Annotated in this window: 25 protein-coding genes, 3 tRNA genes and 1 pseudogene; 15 read left to right on the plus strand and 14 right to left on the minus strand. The window is 69.2% G+C overall.

From position 1 onward, the window contains the following. Nucleotides 1-16: 16 nt before the first annotated feature. The 3 genes from gyrA to ABZX30_RS06525 all read left to right on the plus strand — a co-directional run bounded on the left by gyrA (nt 17) and on the right by ABZX30_RS06525 (nt 3,534). Entirely contained in the window at nt 17-2,611 is a 2,595-nt protein-coding gene (gene gyrA / locus ABZX30_RS06515; RefSeq protein ID WP_355929615.1) for a DNA gyrase subunit A, read from the plus strand. An 18-nt stretch (nt 2,612-2,629) separates the two neighbouring features. Beyond that, nucleotides 2,630-3,367, plus strand: coding sequence for a DUF3566 domain-containing protein (locus ABZX30_RS06520; RefSeq protein ID WP_355929617.1), 738 nt, complete (start codon nt 2,630-2,632; stop codon nt 3,365-3,367). Between the two features lie 90 nt (nt 3,368-3,457). Then, nucleotides 3,458-3,534 (plus strand) — tRNA-Ile (locus tag ABZX30_RS06525). Nucleotides 3,535-3,908: 374 nt separating this feature from the next. On the opposite strand, the gene ABZX30_RS06530 is transcribed toward ABZX30_RS06525, so the two are convergent. After that, the gene (locus ABZX30_RS06530) at nt 3,909-4,235 is read right to left on the minus strand and encodes a DUF6344 domain-containing protein (protein ID WP_355929619.1); all 327 of its coding nucleotides are present in this window, start codon (nt 4,233-4,235) and stop codon (nt 3,909-3,911) included. Nucleotides 4,236-4,485: 250 nt separating this feature from the next. Here ABZX30_RS06530 and ABZX30_RS06535 point away from each other — a divergent pair, with 250 nt between their 5' ends. Then, nucleotides 4,486-4,614 carry a DLW-39 family protein gene (locus tag ABZX30_RS06535; RefSeq protein ID WP_003999697.1) on the plus strand — a complete coding sequence of 43 codons (129 nt, stop codon included), beginning with the start codon at nt 4,486-4,488 and terminating at the stop codon, nt 4,612-4,614. A gap of 107 nt (nt 4,615-4,721) precedes the next feature. Continuing rightward, the gene (locus tag ABZX30_RS06540; RefSeq protein ID WP_355929622.1) at nt 4,722-6,086 is read left to right on the plus strand and encodes a hypothetical protein; all 1,365 of its coding nucleotides are present in this window, start codon (nt 4,722-4,724) and stop codon (nt 6,084-6,086) included. Here the strand turns inward: ABZX30_RS06540 and ABZX30_RS06545 are convergent. Further along, nucleotides 6,050-7,438 (minus strand): serine/threonine-protein kinase, encoded by a 1,389-nt coding sequence (locus ABZX30_RS06545; RefSeq protein ID WP_355929625.1) that lies wholly within the window; start codon nt 7,436-7,438, stop codon nt 6,050-6,052. The genes ABZX30_RS06540 and ABZX30_RS06545 overlap by 37 nt on opposite strands. Before the next feature lie 144 nt (nt 7,439-7,582). Continuing rightward, nucleotides 7,583-8,131: a DNA-binding protein gene (locus tag ABZX30_RS06550; RefSeq protein WP_355929628.1), complete on the minus strand. Its 549-nt coding sequence runs from the start codon at nt 8,129-8,131 to the stop codon at nt 7,583-7,585. A 179-nt stretch (nt 8,132-8,310) separates the two neighbouring features. Here ABZX30_RS06550 and ABZX30_RS06555 point away from each other — a divergent pair. Next, a tRNA-Ala gene (locus ABZX30_RS06555) sits at nt 8,311-8,383 on the plus strand. Between the two features lie 257 nt (nt 8,384-8,640). On the opposite strand, the gene ABZX30_RS06560 is transcribed toward ABZX30_RS06555, so the two are convergent. Beyond that, nucleotides 8,641-9,354 (minus strand): DUF5324 family protein, encoded by a 714-nt coding sequence (locus ABZX30_RS06560; protein WP_355929631.1) that lies wholly within the window; start codon nt 9,352-9,354, stop codon nt 8,641-8,643. Between the two features lie 313 nt (nt 9,355-9,667). On the opposite strand from ABZX30_RS06560, the gene ABZX30_RS06565 reads away from it, so the two are divergent. Then, nucleotides 9,668-10,201 carry a peptidylprolyl isomerase gene (locus ABZX30_RS06565; RefSeq protein WP_355929634.1) on the plus strand — a complete coding sequence of 178 codons (534 nt, stop codon included), beginning with the start codon at nt 9,668-9,670 and terminating at the stop codon, nt 10,199-10,201. Nucleotides 10,202-10,295: 94 nt separating this feature from the next. Beyond that, the gene (locus tag ABZX30_RS06570) at nt 10,296-11,186 is read left to right on the plus strand and encodes a rhomboid family intramembrane serine protease (RefSeq protein ID WP_355929636.1); all 891 of its coding nucleotides are present in this window, start codon (nt 10,296-10,298) and stop codon (nt 11,184-11,186) included. Between the two features lie 260 nt (nt 11,187-11,446). On the opposite strand, the gene crgA is transcribed toward ABZX30_RS06570, so the two are convergent. Further along, nucleotides 11,447-11,701, minus strand: coding sequence for a cell division protein CrgA (crgA, locus tag ABZX30_RS06575; RefSeq protein WP_355929639.1), 255 nt, complete (start codon nt 11,699-11,701; stop codon nt 11,447-11,449). A 153-nt stretch (nt 11,702-11,854) separates the two neighbouring features. Here crgA and ABZX30_RS06580 point away from each other — a divergent pair, with 153 nt between their 5' ends. The 6 genes from ABZX30_RS06580 to ABZX30_RS06605 are packed head-to-tail and all read left to right on the plus strand — an operon-like array spanning nt 11,855 to nt 16,002. After that, nucleotides 11,855-12,643 carry a DUF881 domain-containing protein gene (locus ABZX30_RS06580; RefSeq protein ID WP_355929640.1) on the plus strand — a complete coding sequence of 263 codons (789 nt, stop codon included), beginning with the start codon at nt 11,855-11,857 and terminating at the stop codon, nt 12,641-12,643. Nucleotides 12,644-12,665: 22 nt separating this feature from the next. Continuing rightward, a complete protein-coding gene (locus ABZX30_RS06585; protein WP_355929642.1) occupies nt 12,666-13,358 on the plus strand; it encodes a class E sortase in 693 nt (230 codons plus the stop codon). Between the two features lie 4 nt (nt 13,359-13,362). Continuing rightward, nucleotides 13,363-13,572, plus strand: a complete 210-nt coding sequence (locus tag ABZX30_RS06590) for a hypothetical protein (RefSeq protein ID WP_355929900.1) — start codon at nt 13,363-13,365, stop codon at nt 13,570-13,572. Then, nucleotides 13,569-14,207 (plus strand): aminodeoxychorismate/anthranilate synthase component II, encoded by a 639-nt coding sequence (locus ABZX30_RS06595; RefSeq protein ID WP_093500774.1) that lies wholly within the window; start codon nt 13,569-13,571, stop codon nt 14,205-14,207. The genes ABZX30_RS06590 and ABZX30_RS06595 overlap by 4 nt, the downstream gene beginning before the upstream one ends. Continuing rightward, nucleotides 14,204-15,229: a class E sortase gene (locus ABZX30_RS06600; RefSeq protein ID WP_355929645.1), complete on the plus strand. Its 1,026-nt coding sequence runs from the start codon at nt 14,204-14,206 to the stop codon at nt 15,227-15,229. Before ABZX30_RS06595 ends, ABZX30_RS06600 begins: the two co-directional genes overlap by 4 nt. 14 nt (nt 15,230-15,243) lie before the next feature. Next, nucleotides 15,244-16,002, plus strand: a complete 759-nt coding sequence (locus tag ABZX30_RS06605; protein WP_355929648.1) for a class E sortase — start codon at nt 15,244-15,246, stop codon at nt 16,000-16,002. 57 nt (nt 16,003-16,059) lie between these two features. Here the strand turns inward: ABZX30_RS06605 and ABZX30_RS06610 are convergent. The 7 genes and pseudogenes from ABZX30_RS06610 to ABZX30_RS06640 all read right to left on the minus strand — a co-directional run bounded on the left by ABZX30_RS06610 (nt 16,060) and on the right by ABZX30_RS06640 (nt 25,522). Continuing rightward, nucleotides 16,060-16,992 (minus strand): annotated as a pseudogene (locus tag ABZX30_RS06610) (restriction endonuclease). A 323-nt stretch (nt 16,993-17,315) separates the two neighbouring features. Further along, the gene (pknB, locus tag ABZX30_RS06615) at nt 17,316-19,307 is read right to left on the minus strand and encodes a Stk1 family PASTA domain-containing Ser/Thr kinase (RefSeq protein WP_355929650.1); all 1,992 of its coding nucleotides are present in this window, start codon (nt 19,305-19,307) and stop codon (nt 17,316-17,318) included. A gap of 171 nt (nt 19,308-19,478) precedes the next feature. Continuing rightward, nucleotides 19,479-20,957 carry a penicillin-binding protein 2 gene (locus tag ABZX30_RS06620; RefSeq protein ID WP_355929652.1) on the minus strand — a complete coding sequence of 493 codons (1,479 nt, stop codon included), beginning with the start codon at nt 20,955-20,957 and terminating at the stop codon, nt 19,479-19,481. Next, nucleotides 20,954-22,399, minus strand: coding sequence for an FtsW/RodA/SpoVE family cell cycle protein (locus tag ABZX30_RS06625; RefSeq protein WP_355929654.1), 1,446 nt, complete (start codon nt 22,397-22,399; stop codon nt 20,954-20,956). The genes ABZX30_RS06620 and ABZX30_RS06625 overlap by 4 nt, the downstream gene beginning before the upstream one ends. A 27-nt stretch (nt 22,400-22,426) precedes the next feature. Further along, on the minus strand, nt 22,427-23,995 hold the full coding sequence (locus ABZX30_RS06630) for a Stp1/IreP family PP2C-type Ser/Thr phosphatase (protein WP_355929657.1): 1,569 nt from the start codon (nt 23,993-23,995) through the stop codon (nt 22,427-22,429). A 140-nt stretch (nt 23,996-24,135) separates the two neighbouring features. After that, nucleotides 24,136-24,654 (minus strand): FHA domain-containing protein, encoded by a 519-nt coding sequence (locus tag ABZX30_RS06635; RefSeq protein WP_355929658.1) that lies wholly within the window; start codon nt 24,652-24,654, stop codon nt 24,136-24,138. Nucleotides 24,655-24,664: 10 nt separating this feature from the next. Continuing rightward, nucleotides 24,665-25,522 (minus strand): DUF3662 and FHA domain-containing protein, encoded by an 858-nt coding sequence (locus ABZX30_RS06640; RefSeq protein ID WP_355929661.1) that lies wholly within the window; start codon nt 25,520-25,522, stop codon nt 24,665-24,667. A 408-nt stretch (nt 25,523-25,930) separates the two neighbouring features. On the opposite strand from ABZX30_RS06640, the gene ABZX30_RS06645 reads away from it, so the two are divergent. After that, nucleotides 25,931-26,014 (plus strand) — tRNA-Leu (locus tag ABZX30_RS06645). 80 nt (nt 26,015-26,094) lie between these two features. On the opposite strand, the gene ABZX30_RS06650 is transcribed toward ABZX30_RS06645, so the two are convergent. Together ABZX30_RS06650 and ABZX30_RS06655 are read right to left on the minus strand one after the other, a co-directional pair. Then, complete coding sequence (locus ABZX30_RS06650) at nt 26,095-26,280, minus strand: FtsX-like permease family protein (protein ID WP_355929663.1); 186 nt, start codon at nt 26,278-26,280, stop codon at nt 26,095-26,097. A 286-nt stretch (nt 26,281-26,566) separates the two neighbouring features. Then, nucleotides 26,567-26,707 carry a hypothetical protein gene (locus ABZX30_RS06655; protein WP_355929665.1) on the minus strand — a complete coding sequence of 47 codons (141 nt, stop codon included), beginning with the start codon at nt 26,705-26,707 and terminating at the stop codon, nt 26,567-26,569. Nucleotides 26,708-26,788 lie beyond the last annotated feature (81 nt).

The raw sequence follows: 26,788 nt of genomic DNA on the forward strand, positions 1-26,788 counted from the left end.
AGGATCTTCACCAGCAATGGCCGACGAGAACACTCCCGTCACCCCCGAAGAGGGCGGCGAAGTCGCGATGCGCGTCGAGCCCGTCGGGCTCGAGACGGAGATGCAGCGCTCGTACCTGGACTACGCGATGTCCGTCATCGTGTCCCGCGCGCTGCCCGACGTCCGCGACGGTCTCAAGCCCGTCCACCGCCGTGTCCTGTACGCCATGTACGACGGCGGCTACCGCCCCGAGCGCGGCTTCTACAAGTGCGCGCGCGTGGTCGGCGACGTCATGGGCAACTACCACCCCCACGGCGACTCCTCGATCTACGACGCCCTGGTGCGCCTCGCCCAGCCGTGGTCGATGCGCATGCCGCTGGTGGACTCCAACGGCAACTTCGGCTCCCCGGGCAACGACCCGGCGGCGGCGATGCGCTACACCGAGTGCAAGATGGCGCCGCTGTCGATGGAGATGGTCCGCGACATCGACGAGGAGACCGTCGACTTCACGGACAACTACGACGGCCGCTCCCAGGAGCCGACCGTCCTGCCGGCCCGCTTCCCGAACCTGCTGATCAACGGTTCGGCCGGTATCGCGGTCGGCATGGCCACCAACATCCCGCCGCACAACCTGCGCGAGGTCGCGGCCGGCGCCCAGTGGTACCTGGAGAACCCGGAGGCCTCGCACGAGGAGCTGCTGGACGCGCTCATGGAGCGCATCAAGGGCCCGGACTTCCCGACCGGCGCGCTCGTCGTCGGCCGCAAGGGCATCGAGGAGGCCTACCGCACGGGCCGCGGTTCGATCACCATGCGCGCGGTGGTCGAGGTCGAGGAGATCCAGAACCGCCAGTGCCTGGTGGTGACGGAGCTGCCGTACCAGGTGAACCCCGACAACCTCGCGCAGAAGATCGCCGACCTGGTGAAGGACGGCAAGGTCGGCGGGATCGCGGACGTCCGGGACGAGACCTCGTCCCGCACGGGTCAGCGCCTGGTCATCGTCCTGAAGCGGGACGCGGTCGCCAAGGTCGTCCTGAACAACCTGTACAAGCACACCGACCTGCAGACGAACTTCGGCGCCAACATGCTGGCGCTGGTCGACGGCGTGCCGCGCACGCTGTCGCTGGACGCGTTCATCCGGCACTGGGTGACGCACCAGATCGAGGTCGTCGTCCGCCGTACGCGCTTCAGGCTGCGCAAGGCGGAGGAGCGGGCGCACATCCTGCGCGGTCTGCTGAAGGCGCTGGACGCCATCGACGAGGTCATCGCGCTGATCCGGCGCAGTGACACCGTCGAGATCGCGCGCGGGGGCCTGATGGAGCTCCTGGAGATCGACGAGATCCAGGCCAACGCCATCCTCGAGATGCAGCTGCGCCGCCTGGCCGCCCTGGAGCGGCAGAAGATCGTCCAGGAGCACGACGAGCTCCAGGCGAAGATCAATGAGTACAACGAGATCCTGGCCTCGCCGGTCCGCCAGCGCGGGATCGTCAGCGAGGAGCTCGCCGCGATCGTCGAGAAGTACGGCGACGACCGCAAGACCATGCTGGTGCCCTACGACGGTGACATGTCCATCGAGGACCTGATCGCCGAGGAGGACATCGTCGTCACGGTCACGCGGGGCGGCTACGTCAAGCGGACGAAGACGGACGACTACCGGGCGCAGAAGCGCGGCGGCAAGGGGGTGCGCGGGGCGAAGCTGAAGGAGGACGACATCGTCGACCACTTCTTCGTCTCGACCACGCACCACTGGCTGCTGTTCTTCACCAACAAGGGCCGGGTGTACCGGGCGAAGGCGTACGAGCTGCCCGACGCCGGCCGGGACGCGCGCGGACAGCACGTCGCCAACCTGCTGGCCTTCCAGCCGGACGAGGCGATCGCCGAGATCCTGGCGATCCGGGACTACGAGGCGGCGCCGTACCTGGTGCTGGCCACCAAGGCCGGTCTGGTCAAGAAGACGCCACTGAAGGATTACGATTCGCCCCGCTCCGGCGGCGTCATCGCGATCAATCTGCGGGAGCGCGAGGACGGTTCGGACGACGAACTGATCGGAGCCGAGCTCGTCTCGGCCGATGACGATCTGCTCTTGATCAGCAAGAAGGCGCAGTCGATCAGGTTCACCGCCTCGGACGAAACCCTGCGGCCCATGGGCCGTGCCACCTCGGGTGTCAAGGGCATGAGTTTCCGCGGGGGCGACGAGCTTCTCTCGATGAATGTTGTTCGACCCGGTACGTTCGTGTTCACTGCCACAGACGGCGGGTACGCGAAGCGGACCCGCGTCGACGAGTACCGCGTCCAGGGCCGCGGTGGCCTCGGTATCAAGGCCGCCAAGATCGTGGAGGACCGCGGATCGCTCGTGGGCGCGCTGGTGGTCGAGGAGAACGACGAGATCCTCGCCATCACCCTCTCCGGCGGTGTGATTCGTACGCGAGTCAACGAGGTCAGGGAGACGGGCCGTGACACCATGGGCGTCCAACTGATCAACCTGGGCAAGCGCGATGCCGTGGTCGGCATCGCACGTAACGCCGAAGCGGGGCGTGAGGCGGAGGAGGTCGACGGCGACGTGGCCGTCGACGAGACCGCCGAGGGCGCCGCGACCACCGGCACGGACGAGGGTGAGGCGCCCTCGGACGAGTAGCACGAGGAGTGAGTCATCGTGAGCGGAGCCACGGGCGCCGGGTCGGCCGGTACCCCCACGGGTACGGAAACGGGCGGCGGCGGCCATGGCTCCGCCGCGGGCGCCGCGCAGCCGACGGATCCGCACACGACCAATCTGAAGGCCGTCAGGCCGGCCGCGGCGGACTCGCCCTCGCCCGACTCGCACGGGCCCCAGGGGGGGCCTGTGGCGGACACCAGAGGCCGTGAGGCGCGGCCGGCCCCCGAGGCGGCCTCGCCGCTGCCCGGGGAACGCCAGTCGCAGCAGCCCTCGGGCCCCTACCACCCGCCGCAGGCCTACCCGGCCCAGGGCACCGGCGCGGCCGTACGCCGCCCGCGCACCGGCGCCGGAACGCGCACCGTGCCCCGCACGCGCAAGGCGCGGCTGCGGGTGGCCAAGGCCGACCCGTGGTCGGTGATGAAGGTCAGTTTCCTGCTCTCCATCGCGATCGGCATCTGCACGGTCGTCGCGTCCGCGGTGCTGTGGATGGTCCTGGACGCGATGGGCGTCTTCTCGACGGTCGGCGGGCAGATCTCGGAGGCCACCGGCTCCACCGAGTCCACCGGTTTCGACCTGCAGGCCTTCCTCTCGCTGCCGCACGTCCTGACCTTCGCCGCGGTCATCGCGGTCATCGACGTCGTCCTGGCCACCGCCCTCGCCACGCTGGGCGCGTTCATCTACAACCTCTCCGCGGGCTTCGTCGGCGGTATCGAGCTGACTCTCGCCGAGGACGAGTGACGGTCCCCCGGACAACCGATTTTGGGACTGCCCCTCTCGTGCGCTAATCTTCAGGAGTCAGCGCGCGGGACATACACCGCAGAGCGCGGCGGGGCTATAGCTCAGTTGGTTAGAGCGCATCCCTGATAAGGATGAGGCCACAGGTTCAAATCCTGTTAGCCCCACCACCGTGAAGACCCCCGACCGATGATGGTTGGGGGTCTTCCTGTATGTAGCGGTCTTCTGTATGTAGCGGTCTTCGGTATCCAGGGGCCTTCTCTATGCAGGCTTCTCCGGCGTGCGCGGGCCGTATCGGCCGGGACGTGCGACGGATGTGACCGGATGTGACCGCTCCTTCGGCCCCGACGGTCACCGGTGGGCGGGCAGGGGACGGGCCTCGGCCTGGATGCCGGCGGACCTGGGACACCGGCGCCCCGCGATCAGGCCGCGACGGTAAGACGAGACCCCCGACCGGATCTGCCGGTCGGGGGTCTCTCTGTGCGGGTGGCTGTACGCAAACTCGCCGTTGTGTCGTTACGTCGCTGGAGTACTGCCCGGACGGTCAGGTCTGCAGGGGGGCCTGGTGCTCGGGCGGGGCGGAAGCTTCCTGGTCGGCGAGGGGACGACGGCGGCAGCCGGGGGACTTGCCGTGGGCCTCGGCCTGGATGCGCTGCTTCATCGTCGGGGGCAGGGACGTGGGGGCCAGGCGGGACAAGAGGGGCGGGAGTGGGTCCGATACCGGGATGGTGCTGCTGCACGGTTCCTCGGTCCGCGGTGCCTGCGGTGATGCCGCGGCGGTCGTCGCCGTGACGAGGCCGAGCGCGGTGCACAGGGCGAGGAATGCGGTGACGATGGCGGTCCACAGCTTCATGACCTTGTTCTGGGTCATGGCCCCTCACTTTCGGGTCGGGCGATTTGCGTACTTTCCTCATGATGTGTATGAGGGCCGCGAAGTGGTGGACCGACGCCCGTGGCACGGCGATGTTCCGATGAACACCACTCGGATGGGCGTAAACGAAAAGAATTGTTCTCACATGGGCGGAAGTTGGTGGCCCGACGTAGGTCACCGATCGATATCGGTCGGTGTGTATAGTCGGGCGCCAGAGGTCCCCTACGTCAAGGAAAGACGAGGTCGCGCGGTGAAGAAGCTTCTCCTGGTCGCACTGGCCGCCATCGGCGGGCTCCTCGTGTACCGCCAGATCCAGGCGGATCGCGCCGAGCAGGATCTGTGGACGGAGGCGACTGACTCCGTGCCCACGGGTTCGTGAGTACCGGAAACACCGGAATCTGAGCAGGCCCCGACCGCCCTCGCGGTCGGGGTTTCGTGTTGCAGGATGGTCGACGGTCCGGTATCGGCGCGAGGGGGCGGTGGGGCATGGGGACGGGGCGGTGGCGCGGGGCCCGATGGAGCAGGGCATGGTGCCGTACGGCGGTACGGTTCGCCGTCACCGGGGTCCTGACGGGCGCGGCGATCGCCCTGCCGGGCGGCATCGCGGCCGCCGACGGCACCACGACCGGGACACCCGGCGGCTACGCCTTCGACCCGGGGGCGCGGACCGTGAAGGGCACGACCGGCACCACGGACGCCGAAGACCTCGAGCCCGGTGAGACCTACCGCAGCTCCCTCGGGAAGAACGCCAAGCTCCACTACCGCCTGGACCTCACCGGCCCGGCGACCGCCTACGTCGCCGTCACCGCCGTCCCCCCGCCCGACGCCACGGTCGCCGCCACCGACGGCGTCCGCGTCTCGATGCAGGCCGCCGACGGCACCACCTGCTCCACCGACACCGCCGACTTCGGCGGAGGCCTGAGCCCGCACCCCGTGACCGCGCTGGGGACGCGTGAGGCGGGCCGAACGCTCTGCCAGGGGACGGGCACGTTCTACCTGGTCGTCGAACGCCTCGACGCGACCGGTACCGGGGGAGCCTCCTCGGCGCAGGACTGGGGCCTCGAACTCGTCCCGGTCACCGAACCGCCCCGCGCCGGGGCCGACGCCACCACGGCGCCCGAGGCCTGGAACTCCGCCACCCCCGAACCCCTCACCGGCGACGCCCGCCCCCGCACCGGCGGCGCGGGCTTCGCCGCGGCCCGGCCACTGGAGCGAGGTGTCTGGGACACCCGCATCCGGCCCGGCCAGACCCTCTTCTACCGGGTCCCCGTCGACTGGGGCCAGCAGCTGTACGCCACCGCCGAACTCGGCAGCTCCGCCGACGACCGCGGCTATGTGACCGGCGCCCTCGGCCTGTCCCTGTACAACCCCGCCCGCGGTGAGGTCACCGACGCCTCCTGCGGCTACCGGGGCCGGCAGGCGACGGCAGCCCTCGCCCCCCTGCCGCCCGTCGAGTACACCAACAGGTACGCCGCGAGCAGCCGGGTCGACGCCATGCGCTTCGCCGGCTCCTACTACCTCGCCGTCCACCTCAGCGGGCAGGTCGCCGACACCTTCGGCGACACGGCGTACGGGCTGACCCTGCGCGTCCGCGTCGACGGCACGCCGCACGCGGGCCCCGGGTACACCGGGCAGTCCGCGCCCCCGAGACGCTTCGAGGTCACCGCCGGCGACCGGCAGGCCGCCGCCACGGGTGAGGCCCCCGGCGGCGACACCACCATGAAGGCCCTCGCCGTCGGCGGGATCGGCACCGGGACGGTCCTGGTCCTGGGACTCGGCCTGTGGGCCCTGACAGCACGGCGCAGGACCGCGGCTCAGACGCGGGTCAGCGCCCAGAACCCGACCGCGTAGCAGGCCAGCGCGAGCAGCAGTACCGGAACCACGACCTTGGGCGGGGGGCCGGGACGGCGGTGGCGTGCGGCGTGCGTGGCGCGTGCGCCCTGCGTGGTACCTGCGGCAGGTGGGGCAGTGGGGGATGGGGCAGGTGCGGCTTGGGGGACCTGCGCGGTGTAGGGGACGGTGGGGGTGTGGGGGTGCGGTGGGGTGTGAGGGTACGAGGGCGGGCCGAAGGAGGGGGGCGGGGCGTACGGGGCGTGCGCCGGGTTGTGGCTCTGGGTCGTCGGCGTCGGCGGTGGCGGTGACGGCGTGGGTGTGGGTGTGGGTGTGGGAGTCGGGGTGGGGGACGGGGTGGGCGGTTGCTGCGGCGGTGGGAGGCGGAAGCTGCCGGTGTCCGAAACGGAGTGGCCCGTGCTCGTGCCTGTGCCCGTGCCCGGCTCCGGTTCCGTACTCGCGCCCTCGTAAGCCGCTGCCCCGGACTCCGCTCCCGGTGGCCCGTCCGGGCCGAATCCCGGAGGCAGGGGACCGATTTGATCGAAGATCTCGATCAGTTCCTCGTCGGGGCCCGGCTCCGGCAGGAGTTCCACGGCGGCGGCGAGGGCCTTGCGCGCTCCTGTGGCGGTGCGGAAACGGGCCTGTGGGTCCGGTTGCAGCAGAGCGGCCACGACCTGCCACAGCGGCTCGGGAACGCCCTTGGGCGCACCGGGTGTGCCGTGTTCCACGAAGTACTGGACGAGCGCCTTGGCGTCCGGCTTGGCGCCCTGGAGCAGGTACAGCGCGACCAGGCCGACGGCGAACAGGTCGGCGGGGAAGTCCGGTTCGGCGCCCAGCATCTGCTCGGGGGCGAGGTAGCCGGGTGTCCCCACCACGAGGTTGGTCTCCGTCAGGCGCGGCTCACCCAGCCGCATCGCGATGCCGAAGTCGGACAGCCGCAGGCGGGGCCGTCCGGTACCGGTGGCCTCCAGCAGGATGTTGGCGGGCTTGATGTCCCGGTGGACGACTCCCTCGGCGTGCACGGCGGCGAGACCGGCCAGCAACTGGTCGAGGAGCGTGCAGACGAAACCGGGCGGCAGAGGACCGTAGTCCCCGACCAGGTGGACCAGGGAGCCACCGGTGACCAGCTCCATGGTGAACAGGACCTTGTCGTCGTCGGCGGCCCAGCTCGCCGGGGCGAGCACATGCGGATGGTCGATGCGCAGGGCCTGTTCCCGTACGAAGCGCAGGAGGGAGTGGGCGTCGCGCTGCTGCAGCACCTTCGCGGCGACGTAGCGGCGACGGCGGTGGTCCCAGGCGCGCCAGACGGCGCCGACTCCGCCGCGTCCGATCGGGTCGACCAGTTCGTACCGCCCGGCGAAGACCTCACCCATGGCTGTCCGTCGCTCCTCCCCCTGAGGCCCCGTGTTGTTCCCCCGTCACGTGCTTCCCCCGTCACGTGCTTCCCCCGTCACGTGCTTCCCCCGTGACGTGCTTCCCCCGTGATGCGAGTGACGACCCTTCCCCGGGCCGCGGACTCAGCTCTGGTGGGACTGGTAGTGCGTGACCGCGTCCGAGGTGCGGCCGGCGCCGTAGACGCGCAGGAACTCCGCCAGCTCCGGATGGCTCGGGGCGAGGGTGTCGGCGGCGTCGATGATGTCGCCGGCGGCGGCCACCGAGCGCAGCAGCGACTGGATCTCGCGGACCACCCGCTTGACCGTGGGCGCCCCCGAACTGCTCGTCGTCTGAGTGGTGTTGCTGAGCACCGATCCCCCCTGTGACTTCTTGATCTCCTCCATGCGCTCGGTCGCCTCGGCCGCGCTGACGCTGCCGTCCGCGACCTGCCCCGCCAGGTCCTGCAGCAGCTGCACCCGCTGGACGACCGCCGGATTGCCGATCTTCGCGCGCTGACCGCTCATCAGCTGCGACAGCATCGGCGCGGACAGTCCCAGGACCGCCGCGAGACGAGCCTGGTTGAGACCGAGATCGTCGATGAGCTTACGGAAGAGCGCCCCCAACGGCTCCCCGTACCAGTTCCGCTGCAGCTCCCGCGCTCTTGCGGTGGCTTCCTGCTGTGCGGCGTCCATTGCGTCTCCCCATCGCTTCCCCTGAACGTGGGTTCGCTGTAGCGAACCACGAGGGGCATCTTACGGAGCGTGGTCGCCGACGGGGACCCCAACTTTTTTGCGAGATCCCGGGGGTGACCCGGTACTCTGGTCTGCGGCGCCCGCCGGTGAGTGATTCCTCCGGTGGATACAGGCGTCCCGGGGCCTTAGCTCAGTTGGTAGAGCGCTGTCTTTGCATGGCAGATGTCAGGGGTTCGACTCCCCTAGGCTCCACCCCGAAAAGCCCCTCCGATCTGCGGAAAGCAGATCGGAGGGGCTTTTGAGTGCCGCGGGCGTGATCGCTTGCGGTCCTTGGGGGGTCGTGTGCGGACCGACCGGGTGATGAATGAGTGATTTGCGATGATTTGCAGTTGTTTGCGATGAAGGTGGGAATGTGACCTACCGGTCGCCGCTCGCCACCGGCAACACGACGGGGCGGGAGGCCCGAAGACCTCCCGCCCCGTCCTGCCGCAGACGCTCGAGAACCGCCGTCAGCCGCGCTCGTCGCGGTCCGCCGACTCCTCCTCGGCCTGCTTGGCCTGCACCTCGGGATCCAGCGGGGCCTGCCCACTGCCGTCGACCGACGACAGCCGGCCCGACTCGGGCACCTCCGTCGCGGCGGGCGGCTCCACCAGCCAGTCGGGATTGGCCTGCTTGTCCCACCACTTCCAGGCCGCGAAAGCGGCCCCGGCCACCGCCCCCGCCACGGCCAGCGCCTTGGCGACCCGGCCGGCCCTGGCCCGCCGCCGGTGCTTGCGAGCCAGCTTCTGGATCTCCTTGGGCGAGACCTGGCCGCGCAGCGCGGCCAGCGCCGCGGCACCCCGAGCCGCCGCCTCGTCACGTACCGGCCCGGCCACGGCCACCGCCTGCTCGATCTTCGGCCGCGAGTACTCCGCCGCCTGCCTGGCGGCCTTGCGGGTTCGGACCGCGGCCTCATGGGCGGCCTGGTCGACCTTCGGTGGCACATGGGACAGGGCCTGCGCCCGCGCCTGCTCCAGCCGGGGCGCGAGACGGGCGTCATACTGCACGCGGGCCTGTTCGGCGGCCTGCGACACCTTGGGCGCGAGCCGTACGCGTGCCTCCTGCGCGTAGTGCGCGGCACGCTCCTTGGCCGTGTCGGCGTAGGGCGCCACCACTTCCGCGGCGTGCAGCACGCTGTCCTTCGCCGAGCCGGTCGCGGCGCGCACGCTGTCGATGCGGGTCACGGGTTCCTCCTCCTCGGTGGCGTACGGTATTTCGACTTTCCGCCCTTTTACGGATCATGCCTGTCCGCGGGAGACTGGGCATGCGAGGACGGGCATACGGGTGCCGACCGAACCGCTCACACCCCACGCCCCACACCAAGAGCGGGTGAATACGGGGCAACCGATCCTGTCGCCGACAATCCCGACAATGCCACGAATCACCGCCGCGCGCGCCCGCCCCGGGACGATTCGCGCCCACTCGACACGGTCGGCGGACGCACGGTCCGCAGCGTGCGAGGATCAGGGGGTCACAGGAGACAACGGAAGGCAGATCGTGGCCGAGCAGCTCTACGCCACCCTGAAGACCAACCACGGCGACATCGAGGTCCGGCTCTTCCCGAACCACGCGCCCAAGACGGTCAGGAACTTCGTCGAGCTCGCCCAGGGCGAGCGCGAGTGGAAGCACCCGGCCACCGGCGTGACCAGCCGCGACAAGCTCTACGACGGCACGGTCTTCCACCGGGTGATCAGCGGCTTCATGATCCAGGGCGGCGACCCGCTCGGCACCGGCATCGGCGGCCCCGGCTACGAGTTCGAGGACGAGTTCCACCCGGACCTGTCCTTCAACAAGCCCTACCTGCTCGCCATGGCCAACGCCGGCCCCGGCACCAACGGCTCGCAGTTCTTCATCACCGTCTCCCCGACCACCTGGCTGAACCGCAAGCACACCATCTTCGGCGAGGTCACCGACCCGGCCGGCCAGAAGGTCGTGGACGCCATCGCCGCCGCCCCCACCACCAAGCCCAACGACCGCCCGGTCAACGACGTCGTCATCGAGACGATCGTCGTCGAGCGCCGCGAAGGCTGACCGGCCCCGGACCGATCGGGGAACCAATCGTCCCGCTCGTCCGTAGGGATGAGCGGGGGCGGCGCAGTGCCCACGAGACGACCGAGGTGACCCCATGGACCAGGAGGCCGCAGGCCGCGCACAGGACGCCAGGAGCGTGCCCGTGTGCTACCGGCACCCGGACCGCGAGACCGGCATCCGCTGCACCCGCTGCGAACGCCCCATCTGCCCCGAGTGCATGGTCAGCGCCTCCGTCGGCTTCCAGTGCCCCGAATGCGTCCGAACCGGCGCCGGCACCGGCCGCCCTCCGGCCGCCTCCCGGCCCCGGACGGTCGCCGGAGGCACGCTCACCGCCGACCCACGGCTGGTCACCAAGATCCTCATCGGGATCAACCTGCTCGTCTACTTGCTCCAGCTGGCGCTCGGCGACGACTTCACCAACCGCTTCGTACTCGTGGGACATGCGCCGTTCTCGGCTTACGGTCCCCTGGAAGGCGTCGCGGATGGCCAGTACTACCGGCTGGTCACCGCCATGTTCCTGCACGGCGGCTACGTCCACATCCTGTTCAACATGCTCAGTCTGTGGTGGATCGGCGGCCCCCTGGAAGCCGCCCTCGGCCGCGCCCGCTACCTCGCCCTGTACTTCACCTCGGGCTTGGCCGGCAGCGCGCTCACCTACATGATCGCCGCACCCAATCAGCCTTCGCTCGGCGCCTCCGGCGCGATCTTCGGCCTCTTCGGTGCGACAGCCGTCCTGATGCGCCGACTCAACTACGACATGCGGCCGATCATCGCCCTACTGGTGATCAACCTCATCTTCACCTTCGGATTCAGCGGCATCGCCTGGCAGGCCCACATCGGCGGCCTCGTGGCAGGCGTCGCGTGCGGCTACGCCATGGTGCACGCCCCGCGCCGACGGCGCGCCCTGGTCCAGTACGGCACCTGTGCGCTGGTCCTGGCCGTGGTGGTGCTGTTGACGCTGGTCAGGACGGCTCAGCTCACCTGATACCGAACCGTTGTCCACAGTCTGTGCCCGATCTTGTGCATAGTGTGCGGCACCAGTTGCGCCCCCTGCCGCTCAGGCGTGTTTTCCCAGGTCGGGCAGGGGACGTCGGGCGGTGAGGCTACCGGTAGGCCAGTCATACCGGTGTCAACCTCCCGCAGGTTATCCACAGATCGTCTTTCTTTTCCCCAACGTGTGGACAATGCTTGTGGATAACTCAGCGGATAGCCCTGGGCAGAGCTGTGTTCACCCGGACGCAGCCGCTACTTCCACTGGGTGGAGACGGCGAACCCCGCGGCGATGAAGCCGAAGCCGACCACGATGTTCCAGTTGTCCAGCTTGTCGATCGGCAGCGAACCGTCGGTCACGTAGAAGACGACGATCCAGGCCAGACCGATGAGGAACATCGCCAGCATGACGGGCGCGACCCAGGCACGGTTGGTCAGCTTGATGGCCGTGGCCTGCTTCGACGGCGGCGGCGTGTAGTCAGCCTTCTTGCGGATACGTGACTTCGGCACGAGGGTCTCTCCTGTCGATGCGCTGCGTGGCCGCGCAGGTAACTGGGTCGGGCTCCGGGGCAGCGTACAAGGGGACAGCAAGGGCACACTGAGCGCTCCCCCGGGCGTCCGTTAGCGTAGTGCTTCCGCGGCGCCGAAGGAGATAAGGGTACGTTGAGCAATTCTGCCGACTCCCCCGGTACGGGATCAATGGGTTCCGGCCCTGCCCGCGCGTCCCGTTTCCGGCCGGTGCGGATCCTGACCGCGGCGGTCTTCGCCCTTGCCGGGCTGATCTTCTTCACCAGCTTCGACACGGCCAAGGGCACGGACATCCGTACGGACTCCTCCTTGCTGAAGCTGTCCGACCTCATCCAGGAGCGCAGCCACAAGAACAAGGGGCTGGATGAGTCCAACGCGACGCTGCGGGACGACGTCGAGTCGCTGGCGGAGCGGGACGACGGCAGTACCAAGGCGCAGGACGAGAAGCTCTCCGGGCTGGAGAAGGACGCGGGGACGGAGAAGCTCAAGGGCAAGGCGATCACGGTCACGCTCAACGACGCCCCGCCGAACGCCACGGCCAAGCTGCCCGGCTATCCCGAGCCGCAGCCCGACTACCTCGTCATCCACCAGCAGGACCTCCAGGCCGTGGTGAACGCGTTGTGGCAGGGCGGGGCCAAGGGGATCAAGGTCATGGACCAGCGGCTGATCTCCACCAGTGCCGTGCGCTGTGTGGGCAACACGCTGATCCTTCAGGGCCGTGTCTACTCGCCGCCGTACAAGATCACGGCGGTCGGCGACCCGGGGCGGCTGCAGCAGGCGCTGGCGGACTCGCAGGCGATCCAGACCTACATGGTGTACGTCAACGTCTACGGCCTCGGCTGGAAAGTGACCGAGGACGGGACGGTGACTCTGCCCGGCTACTCGGGCACAGTGGACCTGCACTACGCGAAGCCCGTGAAGTAGGTGCCCCCGCCAGGAGCCGCCGGTGCGCGTGATCGTCAGGACCGTGAGCGAGCTCTGCATCACCGTGGGCACCTTGATCGTGCTGTTCGTGGTCTATGTGCTGTTCTGGACCGGTGTGAAGGCCGACAGTGAGATGAACGACCAGATCGACCGGCTGCACCAGCAGTGGTCGAAGGGGGCCGGGCATCCCACGGTCGCCGCGTCGCGGGGCCCGGGGAAGCCCGCGCCGGGGCCCGCGCGGTACACGTACGGCAGGCCTTTCGCGATCATGTACATCCCGCGGTTCGGTTTCACGTGGAACAAGCCCGTGCTCGAGGGCACCGGCACCGCGGTGCTGAAGAAGGGGCTCGCCCACTACCCGCGCACCGCGCGGCTGGGTCAGGAGGGCAACTTCGCCGTCGCCGGCCACCGCAGGACGTACGGCGACCCTTTCGAGGACTTTCCGGAACTGAGGTCCGGGGACGCGGTCGTACTGACGGACGGATCGACCTGGTTCACGTATCGGATCGACAAAGGTCCCTACAAAACGGTGCCGGGCGATGTTGAAGTGATCGACGCTGTGCCACGTACATCGGGGTACACGCGTCCGGGCCGGTATCTGACGTTGACCACGTGCGATCCCGAATGGGGGCACAGTCACCGGCTGATCGTCTGGGCGCACCTGGACTCCACACAGCCTGTGGAGGCAGGCGAACCGGAGGCTCTGCGCCGTTAGTCTGGTGACGTACGGCGTGGGTCTGGTGCCGTGGTGGAACGGAAGGGACGGCATGTACGGCTGGATCTGGCGGCATCTGCCGGGAAGCACGTGGGTGAAGGCGCTGATCTCACTCCTGCTGGTTCTGACCGTGGTCTACGTCCTCTTCCAGTACGTGTTCCCCTGGGCCGAACCGCTGCTGCCCTTCAACGATGTGACGGTGGACAACCAGTGAGTGCGCGGATTCTCGTCGTCGACAACTACGACAGCTTCGTCTTCAATCTGGTCCAGTACCTGTACCAGCTGGGCGCCGAGTGCGAGGTGCTGCGCAACGACGAGGTGTCGACGGCGCACGCCCAGGACGGTTTCGACGGTGTGCTGCTGTCCCCGGGGCCCGGAACGCCGGAGGAGGCGGGTGTCTGCGTCGACATGGTCCGGCACTGCGCCGCGACCGGTGTGCCCGTCTTCGGTGTCTGTCTGGGCATGCAGTCGATGCAGGTGGCGTACGGCGGGGTGGTGGACCGCGCGCCGGAGCTGCTGCACGGCAAGACCTCGCTGGTGGAGCACGGGGGCAAGGGTGTGTTCGCCGGGCTGCCGTCCCCCTTCACGGCCACCCGCTACCACTCGCTGGCCGCGGAGCCGGCCACCGTCCCGGCGGAGCTGGAGGTCACGGCCCGTACGCACGACGGGATCATCATGGGGCTGCGTCACCGCGAACTCCCGGTCGAGGGGGTGCAGTTCCACCCCGAGTCGGTGCTGACCGAGCACGGACACCGGATGCTGGCCAACTGGCTGGTGGAGTGCGGCGACCAGGGTGCCGTGGCGAGGTCGGCGGGGCTCGCCCCGGTGGTGGGCAGGGCCACGGCGTGACCGCGCTGCGCCCCGAGCGCGAGGACTCGTACGGCGGCGCGTCGTACGGGTCCTACGGCATGTCGCCGCACGAGGCTCCCATCGACGAGGAGACGGTGGCGCTGCGGATACCGGATCCACCGCCCCTGACGGCGTCTGGCGGGGCTTCTGGGGCGTCTTCGGTCACGTCCGCCGGTCGACCCGCGCCGGGTGGCCGAGCGGCCCGCAGAAAGGCCGCCAGGCGGCGTGGCGGGCGTCATGGCGGTGCGCGGGAGGCGGCGCAGGAGCTGTCGGAGGGAGTTTCGGCGGGGGCGGGGTCCGGGGTGCCGCTGTCCCGTGTGGAGGCCCGTCGGCAGGCGCGGGCCAGCAAGCCGGGGGCGGCGGTCGTGGCCAGCCGGGCGATCGGTGAGGTGTTCATCACCACCGGTGTGCTGATGCTGCTGTTCGTCACCTACCAGCTGTGGTGGACGAACGTCCGGGCGCACGCCCAGGCCGGCAAGGAGGCGAACACTCTCCAGCAGGACTGGGCGAGCGGCAGGCGCGCGCCGGGGACCTTCGAGCCGGGGCAGGGTTTCGCGATCCTGCACATTCCCAAGCTGGACGTGGTGGCGCCGATCGCGGAGGGCGTCAGCAACAAGGGGGTGCTCGACAAGGGCATGGTCGGTCATTACGGCGAGGGCCCGCTGAAGACGGCGATGCCGGACGCGAAGACCGGCAACTTCGGTCTGGCCGCGCACCGCAACACGCACGGGGAGCCCTTCCGGTACATCAACCGGTTGAAGACGGGCGACGCGGTGGTCGTGGAGACGCAGGACACGTACTTCGTCTACAAGATGACGTCGATGCTGCCGGTGACGGCGCCGTCCAACACGAGCGTGCTGGATCCCGTCCCGAAGGGGTCGGGGTTCACCAAGCCGGGCCGCTACATCACCCTCACCACGTGTACGCCGGAGTTCACGAGCAAGTACCGGCTGATCGTCTGGGGCAAGATGGTCGAGGAACGGCCGCGCAGCAAGGGCAAGCCGGATGCGCTCGTCGAGTAAGGGCAGATGAAACAGTGGCAGCGACCGCCGACGACACCGAAGAACACCCGGGGGCGCCCGCGGCGGCGCCCGCACCTCGGCGCCGGGGCACCGGCCGGGTCGCCGCGGCGGTCAGCTTTTTCGGTGAATTCCTCATCACGGCGGGCCTGGTGCTCGGCCTCTTCGTCGTCTACTCCCTGTGGTGGACGAACGTCGTCGCCGACCGCACGGCGCACAAGCAGGCCGACAAGGTCCGCGACGACTGGGCCCAGGGCCCGTCGAGCAGCGGGCCCGGGGCGCTGGACACCAAGGACGGCATCGGCTTCCTGCACGTTCCCTCGATGAAGAACGGCGAGGTCCTGGTCGAGAAGGGCACGTCGACGAACGTCCTGAACGACGGCGTCGCCGGCTACTACACGGACCCCGTCAAGGCCACGCTGCCGACCTCCGGCAAGAAGGGCAACTTCACGCTCGCGGCCCATCGGGACGGTCACGGTGCCAAGTTCCACAACATCGACAAGGTGGAGAAGGGCGACCCGATCGTCTTCGAGACGAAGGACAAGTGGTACGTCTACAAGGTCTACGCCGTCCTCCCGGAGACCTCGAAGTACAACGTCAGGGTCCTGACCTCGGTCCCGAAGGAGTCGGGCGTCAAGAAGCCCGGCCACTACATCACCCTGACCACGTGCACGCCGGTGTACACGTCCCGGTACCGGTACGTGGTGTGGGGGGAACTGGTCCGGGTGGACAGGGTGGACAGCAGGCGGACACCGCCGAAGGAGCTGCGCGGTTAGCATGACGGAGGCCCGAAGCCGCAACTTGCTCTTGCGACTTCGGGCCTCCTGCCGTGGTCAGCGCAGCGCCTTGAGAGGCGCTCCCGCGCTCCAGGCCTCCACCTCGTCGCGGTTCACGGTGATGACTCCGGTGAGGTCGGCGATGGCCTGCGCTTCGCTGCTGAAGCAGGACGTGGCGACGAAGAGAGCCACGTCGACGCGGTCGACGGCTCGTGCCGCACCGGCGAACTTCTGCATGTCCGCGCTGGGGACGGTCTACCGGCCGGCCCGGTTCTTGCACTGGACGGCCAGGGTGCGTCCGTCGGCCGTGCGGCCGGTGATGTCGATGCCCCGGTCGCTGTGGGCCCGTCGTACGACGACATCCGTGCAGCCGTCCCGGCGGAGCAGGTCGGCGACGTGGCGCTCGAACGCCTGCCAGGTCATGGCACTGATGGCAGCCCGGACCTGATCCGCCGGCGCGTCTCCTTCCAGGGTGCTGAGCCGTCGGTGGTGCCAGCACAGCCGCTGCTCGACGTTCCGGATGTCGTCGCGGAGGGCGATGAGCTCGCGGCGGTGTTCGCTCGATGCCTCGATCAGGGCGTTGAACATGGGGACGACGGTCTTCCCGAGGATGTGGGTGATGCGTCGGTCGATGTGGTCGTCGAGGGAGGGGGCTGCCGTGTGGACGGGGTGGTCCACAGGCTGTGTCCGGGCCAGATATTCCATGTCCAGGAGGTACACACGCACCTGACGTGCGACTTCGCTGTCCCGGAGGAGCATGGCGACATTGAGGACGGCCCGGCGGGAGTAGAGAGTGAGGCTCGATCGCGGCTGTGGATAACTTCCCGGATAGCGTGACAAGATGTCACGCTTGAATTGTGCGAGGTCAGGGCCCTGGAGTGTCACCATTCCATTGCGCGCGAGTTCCTCGCGGTGCCGTGCCTTCAGCTGCCGGATCGCTTCGACGGTGACCCCGAAGTACGCCGCAACCATCGCAGTCGTCACATGCATCCCGTCCGGGAGGAGTGACAGTACCTTCACGCGGTCGAGTACGTCGGTGCGATCCTGCACGCTGTCGCGCAGGCTCTTCGATTCCAGCAGTACCGATTCGTTGATCACGTTCTGCCCCTTTGGCTCGTGTTGTGGCCGTCCGGCCGGGGCAGTGACTCGATTCCCCACCCGACCTGATCAACGAGTCGTGACATATGAAGACACGATCGGCAGGGGCGCAGCTGTGCGAGTGTCAAGGGAGCGCTCGTGCATTTCGTACGGCGGCGACGACAGAGCGCCGGAGCACTCGGGAGTGCTCCGGCGCCTTTCGGTCGAGGCTGATGTCAGCCGCCGACACCGCCGAAGATGTTGGTGCCGCCGTTGTTGCCGCCGCCGTTGTTGTTGCCGCCTTGGGCGACCGCGACCACGTTGACCGAGGTGCCCTTGTCGACCGTGCTGCCCGCGCCGGGGTCGGAGCTGAAGACGATGGCGTTGTCGTCCTGGGACCCGGTGATGTTGCCGAGCTGGAGGCCCGCCTGCTGGAGGAGCTTCCTGGCGTCCTTCAGGGTCTGGCCCTGGAGGTTGGGGACCTGTGTCTGCTGGTTCTGCTTGGCCTTGCCGATCTGGATCTGCACCGTCGAGTTCTTGCTGAGCTGGGTGCCGGCCTGCGGGTCGGTCGAGATGACCTTGCCGACCTTGGAGTTGTCGTCGGTCTCGACCTCGGTGCAGTTGCCGACCAGGTTGTTGGCCGTCATCTGCGCCTTGGCGTCGTCGCAGGACTTGTCGGTGACGTCGGGCACGGTCGCCTTGTCCTCGGCCTTGGCGACGGTGAGGGTGATGGTCGAGCCCTTCTGCTTCGACGTGCCGCCGGCCGGGTCCTGGGCGGTGACGACGCCTGGCGTCTGGGTGGACACCTCGACCTTCTTGTCGACCTCGAAGCCCTTGTCCTTGAGCTGGGCCTCGGCCTGGTCGAACTGGATGCCGCGAACGTCCGGCACGGTGACCTTCGGCGTTCCCGTCGACACGGTCAGGGTGACGGTGTCGCCCTTCTTCACGTCCGTGTTCGGGGTGGGGTCCTGGGAGCAGACCGTTTTCGCCGGTTTGCCGCAAGCCTTCTTGGCGATCGAGACCTTCAGGCCGACGTTGTCGGCCCTCTGTTCGGCGTCCGACTGTGTGAGGTCGACGAAGTTCGGAGTCTGGACGGTGTCGTTCCCCGAGTCGCCCCCGGGGAACGCCCACTTCCCGATCAGGATCGCGCCGACCAGTACCAGGAGGCCGGCCACGACGAGCAGGACCGTGGAGGTGTTGTTCTTCTTCGGCTGGCGGCGCCGGTCGGGGCGGTCGTCGTAGCCGTAGCCGCCGTCGTCCGGGTTCATGGGCGGCAGCATCGTGGTGGCGCCCGCGGGGCCCGCGTCGGAGCGGAGCGCGGTCGTGGGGGCCTCGTCCGGGTAGCCGCCGTAGCCGACGGAGCCGAGCGCCGCGGTGGCCGCGACGGGCTGGCCGTCGAGGCAGGCCTCGATGTCGGCGCGCATCTCGTCGGCGGACTGGTAGCGGTAGTCCGGGTCCTTGACCAGGGCCTTGAGGACGATGGCGTCCATCTCGGGCGTGATCTCGGGGTCGAAGACGCTCGGCGGCTGGGGTTCCTCGCGGACGTGCTGGTAGGCGACGGCCACCGGGGAGTCGCCGACGAAGGGCGGCCGGACCGTGAGCAGCTCGTAGAGGAGGCAGCCGGTCGAGTAGAGGTCCGAGCGGGCGTCGACCTGCTCGCCCTTGGCTTGTTCCGGCGAGAGGTACTGCGCGGTGCCGATGACCGCCGCGGTCTGCGTCATCGTCATGCCGGCGTCGCCCATCGCGCGGGCGATGCCGAAGTCCATCACCTTGACCTGGCCGTTGCGGGTCAGCATGACGTTCGCCGGCTTGATGTCGCGGTGGACGATGCCGCTGCGGTGGGCGTACTCCAGGCCCTGGAGGATGCCGATGGTCATCTCCATGGCTCGCTCCGGCAGCAGCTTGCGGCCGCTGTGCAGGAGCTCACGGAGCGTGGAACCGTCGACGTACTCCATCACGATGTACGGGATCGAGACCCCGTCGATGTAGTCCTCGCCCGTGTCGTAGACCGCGACGATCGCGGGATGGTTGAGCGAGGCGGCCGACTGGGCCTCCCGGCGGAACCGGGCCTGGAAGGACGGATCGCGCGCGAGGTCGGCGCGGAGCGTCTTCACCGCCACGGTGCGGCCGAGGCGTGTGTCATGCGCGAGGTAGACCTCGGCCATGCCACCACGGCCGAGCACCTGGCCCAGCTCGTACCGGCCGCCGAGGCGACGCGGCTCTTCCATAGTTCCCTACCAGCCCTCTCCGTCGGTCCCGGCCGGCACGTGGGTGTGCGGCCGGAGGCTGCCGTCCGGGCCTACCGTACCCGGCTCGCTCTGTGTGACCTGGCCAAGCCCGTCACCCGATACAGGACCGGTATCGCAACGTGCACCGATGTGTGGGGGACGTGAGCGGAGTCACTTCTTGGAGTTGATGACCGCCTCCATCACGCTCTTCGCGATCGGGGCCGCGAGGCCGCCGCCGGAGATGTCGTCGCGGTTGGCCTGTTCGTCCTCGATCACCACGGCGACGGCGACCGGGGAGCTGCCGTCGGGGAGCTTGGCGTAGGAGATGAACCAGGCGTACGGGTTCTCGCTGTTGGCGACGCCGTGCTGGGCGGTACCGGTCTTGCCGCCGACGGTGACCCCGCTGATCTGCGCCTTCGTGCCCGTGCCCTCCTTGACGACCGTCTCCATCATCGACTGCAGGATCTGGGCGTTCTGGGGCGACAGCGGCTGGCTCATCTCCTCGGGGTCGGTCTTGGCGACCGGGTCGAGGTTGGAGGACTGCAGTTCGTCGACCATGTACGGCTTCATCAGCTTGCCGTCGTTGGCGACGGCGGAGGCGACCATGGCCATCTGCAGCGGGGTGGCGGCGGTGTTGAACTGGCCGATCGAGGACAGCGCGGTCTGCGACGAGTTCATCTTGTCGGAGAACACCGAGGCGCTGGAGCGCACCGGGGTGAACTGCTCGCTGTCGAAGCCGAACTTCTTCGCCTCGGCGAGCATCTTGTCGTTGCCGAGGTCGGAGCCGATCTTGCCGAAGACGGTGTTGCAGGAGTAGCGGAGCGCGATGCGCATGGTCGCGTCCTTGCAGGGGATGTTGCCCTCGTTCTTCAGCTCGGTCGTGGTGCCCTTCATGATGTAGGGCAGCGGCGAGTCGGTCTTCTGGTCGGCGGAGGAGTACAGCCCGTTCTCCAGCGCGGCCGCGGCGGTGACCACCTTGAAGGTGGAGCCCGGCGGGTAGGTCTCGCGCAGTGCCCGGTTGAGCATCGGGTCGGCGGGATTGTTCTTCTTCTGGAGCTTGGTCCAGGCCTTGGAGTCCGTCGTCGTGGAGTTGCCCGCGAAGGACGAGGGGTCGTACGACGGGTAGGAGGCCAGGGCCAGGATCTTGCCCGTTGAGGGCTCCAGGGCGACCACGGCGCCCTTGCTGCCCTGCCTCTGCAGACCGCCGAACGCGGCCTTCTGCGCGTCCGCGCTGAGCGTGGTGACGACGTTTCCGCCCTGCTGCGGCTTGCCCGTGACCATGTCGAGGGTCTTGCGGAAGAAGAGGCGGTCGTCGTCGCCGGTGAGGATGCCGTCCTCGATGGACTCGAGCTGGTTGGCGCCGAAGGCCTGCGAGGCGTACCCGGTGACCGGCGCCCACATGGGGCCGTTCTTGTAGGTGCGCTTGTACTTGAGGTCGCCGTTCTTCGTCTCGGTGGAGCCGGTGATCGGGTCGCCGTCGACGATGATGTCGCCGCGGGGCGTGGAGTAACGCGCGATGGTGACGCGGCGGTTGTTGGGGTCGTCCTTGAGGCTGTTTGCCTTGACGTACTGCAGCCAGTTGTCCCGGATGAGCAGGGTGAGGACGAGGAGGCCGCAGAAGAGCGCGATCCGGCGTAGCGGCTTGTTCATGACGGGCGGACCACCTGGGTCATCTCGGCGTCGGGGTTGCTGGCGGGGGCGGGCGCGGGGCGGCGGGCGGTGTCGCTGATGCGGATGAGGATGCCGATGAGCGACCAGTTGGCCAGTACGGAGGAACCGCCGTACGCGACGAACGGCATGGTCATACCGGTCAGCGGGATGAGGCCCATCACGCCGCCGGCCACCACGAAGACCTGGAGCGCGAAGGCACCGGACAGGCCGACGGCGAGCAGCTTGCCGAAGGGGTCGCGGGCGGCGAGGGCGGTGCGCACGCCGCGCTCCACGATCAGGCCGTAGAGCAGGAGGATCGCCATGATGCCGGCCAGGCCCAGTTCCTCGCCGAAGGTGGCGAGGATGAAGTCGGAGTTGGCGGCGAACCGGATCAGGTCCGAGTGGCCCTGGCCGAGGCCGGTACCGAGGGTCCCCCCGGAGCCGAAGGCCCAGAGGGCCTGCTGCAGCTGGTCGGAGTGGAGTCCGGTGACGCCCGGGGTGCGGCTGAGCTTGTACTCGCGCATCGGGTCGAGCCAGGCCTGGACACGCGTCTGGATGTGCGGCTCGAAGCTGGCCACGCCGACCGCGCCGGCCGCGGACATCAGCAGACCGAAGACGATCCAGCTGGTCCGCTCGGTGGCGACGTACAGCATGATCACGAACATGCCGAAGAACAGCAGCGAGGTGCCGAGGTCGGTCTCGAACACCAGGATGAGGATCGAGATCGCCCAGACGACCAGGATGGGGCCGAGGTCGCGGCCGCGCGGCAGGTACAGCCCCATGAACCGGCGGCTGGCCAGGGCCAGGGCGTCGCGCTTGACCATCAGGTATCCGGCGAAGAAGACGGCGAGGACGATCTTCGCGAACTCGCCGGGCTGGAGGGTGCCCAGACCCGGGACCCGGATCCAGATCTTGGCGCCGAAGACGTTGGCCCCGAGGCCCGGCACCAGCGGCAGGACCAGCAGGATCAGGGCGCAGAACATGGAGATGTAGGTGTAGCGCTGCAGGACACGGTGGTCCTTCAGGAAGATCAGCACTACGGCGAACAGAGCGATGCCCAGCGCCGTGTACAGCAGCTGGCGGGGTGCCGCTGTGACGTAGGTGGGCAGCGACTGCAGCAGCTTCGACTGGTCCAGCCGCCAGATTACGACGAGCCCGAGGCCGTTGAGCAGGGTGGCCAGCGGCAGCAGCAGCGGGTCGGCGTACGGAGCGAACTTGCGTACGACGAGGTGGGCGATCCCGGCCAGCAGGCCGAGGCCGAGGCCGTAGCTCAGGAGGCCGGCGGGTACCTGGTCGTTGATGGCCAGGCCCACGTTGGCGTAGGCGAACACCGGGATGGCGACGGCGAACACCAGGAGGGCGAGCTCGGTGTTGCGTCTGCTGGGTGCGCCGATGGCGCCGATGGTGGACGTGTGGTGCGTCGACGGGTTGGTAGTGCTCATCGTGTGACGGGGCCTCTCACGGCTTGCCTACTGCTTACCGCACAGCGAGACGACCTTCTGCTCATCCTCCGAGAGGGTGGGGCCGGGGCTGGGGGTCGCGGACGGGGTCGTGGACGGAGACTTCGAATTCGAAGGGGACGGCGTCTTGCTGCCCGACGGGTTCGGTGTCGGTGAGGCCTTGGACGTGAAGGAGGTGTTCGTGGTTCCCGTGGTGCCGGAGGTCTTGTCCTGGCCGGTTTTGGCGTTGTTCTCGGCGTTCTTGGCGCTGTTGGCGGAGGCCGTCTGGCGTTCGGTCTCCTTCTTGCAGGCGGAGGCCTGGACGGCGAGTTCGTCGACCTTTGCCTGGGCGTCGGTGAGGCCGCCTTCCGCGATCGTGTTCTTGACCTGCTTCTGCTGGTAGGGCGGCAGGTACTTGAGTTCGATCTCGGGGTGGTCCTTCTCCACCTTCGACAGGGACACCCAGGCGAGGTCCTGGCTGATGCCCCGGTACAGCGCCACGTGTTCGCCCTTGGCGCCGACGTAGTACTGGGTCTGGGTCCAGCGGTAGCCGCCGTAGAGGCCGCCGCCGATGACGGCGAGGGCGAGGGTGCCGTACAGGGACCGCTTGAACCACCTGCGGCCCTTGCCGGGCTTGACGAAGTCGGCGTCGGTGTAGTCGCCGAAGCTGCCGGTGGGGGTGTAGCCGGTGGTGTCGCCGCTGCCGGGCGGGCCGAACTCGCCGCCGCCCTGGCCGTGGCCCTGGCGGCCGAGGCCGGAGGCACGGCCGGCCGGGGTCTGCATGATGCCGTTGTCGTTCAGCTGGTGCTGGTTCTCGGCGACGGCGCCGACCACGACGGGGGTGTCGGAGAGCTGTCCGGCGAGGGTGTCGCCGGTGTCCAGGTCGAGGACGTCGGCGATGATCACGGTGATGTTGTCGGGGCCGCCGCCGCGCAGCGCGAGCTGGATGAGTTCCTGGACGGTCTCCTGCGGGCCCTGGTAGCTGGCGAGGGTCTCCTCCATCGTCTGGTGGGAGACGACGCCGGAGAGGCCGTCGGAGCAGATCAGGTAGCGGTCGCCGGCCCGTACCTCGCGGACGGACAGGTCGGGCTCGACGTGGTCGCTGGTGCCCAGGGCCCGCATGAGGAGGGACCGCTGGGGGTGGGTGGTGGCCTCTTCCTCGGTGATCCGGCCCTCGTCGACGAGCCGCTGCACCCAGGTGTGGTCCTGGGTGATCTGGGTGAGGACGCCGTCGCGCAGCAGGTAGGCACGCGAGTCGCCGACGTGTACGAGGCCGAGTCGCTGTCCGGTCCACAGCAGGGCGGTGAGGGTGGTGCCCATGCCGTCGAGCTGCGGGTCCTCGCCGACCATGGCGCGCAGTTCGGAGTTGGCGCGCTGCACGGCGGCGGCGAGGGAAGTGAGGAGGTCCGAGCCGGGTACGTCGTCGTCGAGGGTGACCAGTGTGGAGATCGCCTCGGAGGAGGCGACCTCGCCGGCCGCGGCGCCGCCCATGCCGTCGGCGATGGCGAGCAGACGCGGACCGGCGTAACCGGAGTCCTCGTTGCCCTCCCGGATCATGCCTTTGTGCGATCCGGCGGCGAAGCGCAGTGACAGACTCATGCGCACCTCGCCTGTCGGCTCCGGGTACAGCCGGTCGTGTCGAGCCACACTGCCCACCCTCCGGTCGGGAGCGCGCCGGAGACCGGGGTGCGGTCCGCCGCTGCGTGCTCGCTCCGCTCGCGCCTATCCATGATGTAGCACTACTTCCGCAGCTCGATGACGGTCTTGCCGATGCGGATCGGGGCGCCCAGCGCGATCGGTGTGGGAGTCGTCAGCCGGGACCGGTCCAGGTACGTGCCGTTGGTGGAGCCGAGGTCCTCGACGATCCACTGGCCGTCGCGGTCCGGGTAGATCCTGGCATGACGGCTGGAGGCGTAGTCGTCGTCCAGCACGATCGTGGAGTCGTGGGCGCGGCCCAGGGTGATGGTCTGGCCCTGGAGCGCGACGGTGGTGCCGGTCAGTGTGCCCTCGGTCACGACCAGCTTGGTGGGGGCGTTGCGGCGTTGCCGGCCGCCGCCCTGCTGGCCGCGCTGCTGCGGGGGCGCGGCCTGCTGCCGGGCCGCGGCCTGCTGGGGGCGCACGGCCTCCCTGCGCGCTCCGCGCTGGGTGACGCGCGTACCGAACAGGTCGCTGCGGATGACCTGCACGGCCACGATCACGAACAGCCACAGTACGGCCAGGAAACCCAGCCGCATGACCGTGAGGGTCAGCTCTGACATTGCCCCCGCTTCACCCTTCGGCTTGCCGGTAAATGATGGTGGTGCTGCCCACGACGATCCGCGAGCCGTCGCGGAGCGTAGCGCGGGTGGTGTGCTGCCCGTCCACCACGATGCCGTTGGTGGAGCCGAGATCCTGGATCGTCGAGGGCGTTCCGGTCCGGATCTCGCAGTGCCGGCGGGAGACGCCGGGGTCGTCGATCCGCACGTCGGCCTCGGTGCTGCGGCCCAGCACGAGCGTCGCGCGGGAGATCTGGTGGCGGGTGCCGTTGATCTCGATCCAGTAGCGGGTGCGTCCGCCGCTCATGGGTGCGGCCGCGGGCCGCTGGGTGGCGGGCTGCGGGTAGCCGTATCCGCCGGGGCGGGCGCCGGGGGGCGGTGCGGCGGGCATGGGCGGGGCGGGGGCCGGCGGGTAGCCGTATCCGCCGGGGGCGGCCGGGCCGGGGCGTCCGGCGGGCGGGGCCGACGCGGGTGCGGAGGGGCCCTGCTGGCTGCTGGAGGAGGCGAGCGTGCGGCTGCGCACCCGGTACAGGCCGGTGTCGAGGTCGTCGGCCTTCTCCAGGTTGACCTTGATGGGGCCCATGAAGGTGTAGCGCTGCTGCTTGGCGTAGTCGCGCACCATGCCGGCGAGCTCGTCGCCGAGCTGGCCGGAGTAGGGGCTGAGGCGCTCGAAGTCCGGCGCGCTCAGCTCCACGATGAAGTCGTTGGGTACGACGGTCCGGTCGCGGTTCCAGATGGTGGCGTTGTTGTCGCACTCCCGCTGGAGCGCGCCGGCGATCTCCACCGGCTGGACCTCGGACTTGAACACCTTGGCGAAGGTGCCGTTGACCAGACCTTCGAGACGCTGCTCGAACTTCTTCAGGACTCCCATGGGGCACCTCCTCCGTGGCTGTCTTCTGCCGTGCCGTACTGCGGTTGCGTGCTGCGGTTGCGTGCTGCGGTTCCTGCTGCCTTGCCTGGTACTGCTTACTGATCGTATCCACGCGGCCCGGCAAACAGCCGGTTCCCCGAGCGGCTCCCCTTCGAACTCCTCTTGTCAAGGATCGTAGAGGGGCGTGAAGACCAGTGTCCCGCACCTGGCTGTGGACCCGGTCCGCCTCCTGGGGAGATGGCCGTGACCGGTACGAGGTTGATACGTGAACAGGGCCTCTTCGGTACGTGGCCGGGTGGGAGCGGGGCGGGCGGGAAGGGATGTGAATCCACCCTGTCCGACGTGCTAATGTTCTGGGTGTCGGAAGGGGCCGGACCGAAAGGGACGGGGCCGGAGGACACACCCAATGCGCGGGTGGCGGAATAGGCAGACGCGCTGGATTCAGGTTCCAGTGCCCGCAAGGGCGTGGGGGTTCAACTCCCCCCTCGCGCACAGAGGCTACGGGCCCATCGTGATCATCACGGTGGGCCCGTAGGCGTTGGTGGGTCATGCCGTGCGGTGTGATGAGTCTCTCAGGTCGTGCGGCGGCGCAGCGTGAGTGCGGTGACCAGCAGGCCGAGGAGCGCGCCCAGCGCGACCGCTGTCAGGGCCTCGGCCGCCCTCAGCCGCAGCGCCTGCGCCCGGGTCGCCCCGGTCAGGCGCAGGACGGCCAGGTCGTGCCGCCGGTCGGAGGCGGCCGTCACGGCGGTCTCGGCCACGGAGACGGCGGTGCCGAGCAGGGCGATGCCCAGGACCAGCGGCAGGCCGAGGCGGGTGGTGCGGTCGGTGCCGGGGCGAGTCGCCCGCAGCCACTGTTCCCTGGTCAGTGCCCGGCCGTCCGGGGCGTGTACGGCCGCGCGGTCCCGCGGCCACGGTGCGCGCGTCGCCGCCGGGCGCGAGGGCGACGTCGACCCGGTCGACCGGCGCGCCGGGGGCGTTGCGCGGGGTGACGTAGACGCCGTGGTCGCCGGTGCCGGTGGCCGTGGCGGTGGCGGCCCGCGGGGTCTACGGGGTGCCGTCGCCGAGCCGGACCCGGACGCGCTGCCCGACGGTGTGCCGCCGCCACTCCTGGCTGACGATGATCGAGCCGTCGTGGGGGCCGGACGCTGCGGCCGGCGGGTTTTCCACAGGCGTGGAGTTGTCCACAGGGTCTGACCTGTTTCGGCCACCGGCTGTACGGTCGGCAGGCGTTGATGTTCGTACGAGTGGGTGCGGGGGAGGCGGTCG

It is taken from the genome of Streptomyces sp. NPDC004542 (genome assembly GCF_040610035.1).
Lineage (GTDB): Bacteria > Actinomycetota > Actinomycetes > Streptomycetales > Streptomycetaceae > Streptomyces.

Bases quoted from the DNA above. Each gene is read 5' to 3' on its own strand.
- gyrA (WP_355929615.1), top strand. From the start codon at position 17: ATGGCCGACGAGAACACTCCCGTCACCCCCGAAGAGGGCGGCGAAGTC.
- ABZX30_RS06530 (WP_355929619.1), bottom strand. From the start codon at position 4,235: ATGACCCAGAACAAGGTCATGAAGCTGTGGACCGCCATCGTCACCGCA.
- ABZX30_RS06540 (WP_355929622.1), top strand. From the start codon at position 4,722: ATGGGGACGGGGCGGTGGCGCGGGGCCCGATGGAGCAGGGCATGGTGC.
- ABZX30_RS06545 (WP_355929625.1), bottom strand. From the start codon at position 7,438: ATGGGTGAGGTCTTCGCCGGGCGGTACGAACTGGTCGACCCGATCGGA.
- ABZX30_RS06550 (WP_355929628.1), bottom strand. From the start codon at position 8,131: ATGGACGCCGCACAGCAGGAAGCCACCGCAAGAGCGCGGGAGCTGCAG.
- ABZX30_RS06570 (WP_355929636.1), top strand. From the start codon at position 10,296: ATGGACCAGGAGGCCGCAGGCCGCGCACAGGACGCCAGGAGCGTGCCC.
- pknB (WP_355929650.1), bottom strand. From the start codon at position 19,307: ATGGAAGAGCCGCGTCGCCTCGGCGGCCGGTACGAGCTGGGCCAGGTG.
- ABZX30_RS06620 (WP_355929652.1), bottom strand. From the start codon at position 20,957: ATGAACAAGCCGCTACGCCGGATCGCGCTCTTCTGCGGCCTCCTCGTC.
- ABZX30_RS06625 (WP_355929654.1), bottom strand. From the start codon at position 22,399: ATGAGCACTACCAACCCGTCGACGCACCACACGTCCACCATCGGCGCC.
- ABZX30_RS06630 (WP_355929657.1), bottom strand. From the start codon at position 23,995: ATGAGTCTGTCACTGCGCTTCGCCGCCGGATCGCACAAAGGCATGATC.
- ABZX30_RS06635 (WP_355929658.1), bottom strand. From the start codon at position 24,654: ATGTCAGAGCTGACCCTCACGGTCATGCGGCTGGGTTTCCTGGCCGTA.
- ABZX30_RS06640 (WP_355929661.1), bottom strand. From the start codon at position 25,522: ATGGGAGTCCTGAAGAAGTTCGAGCAGCGTCTCGAAGGTCTGGTCAAC.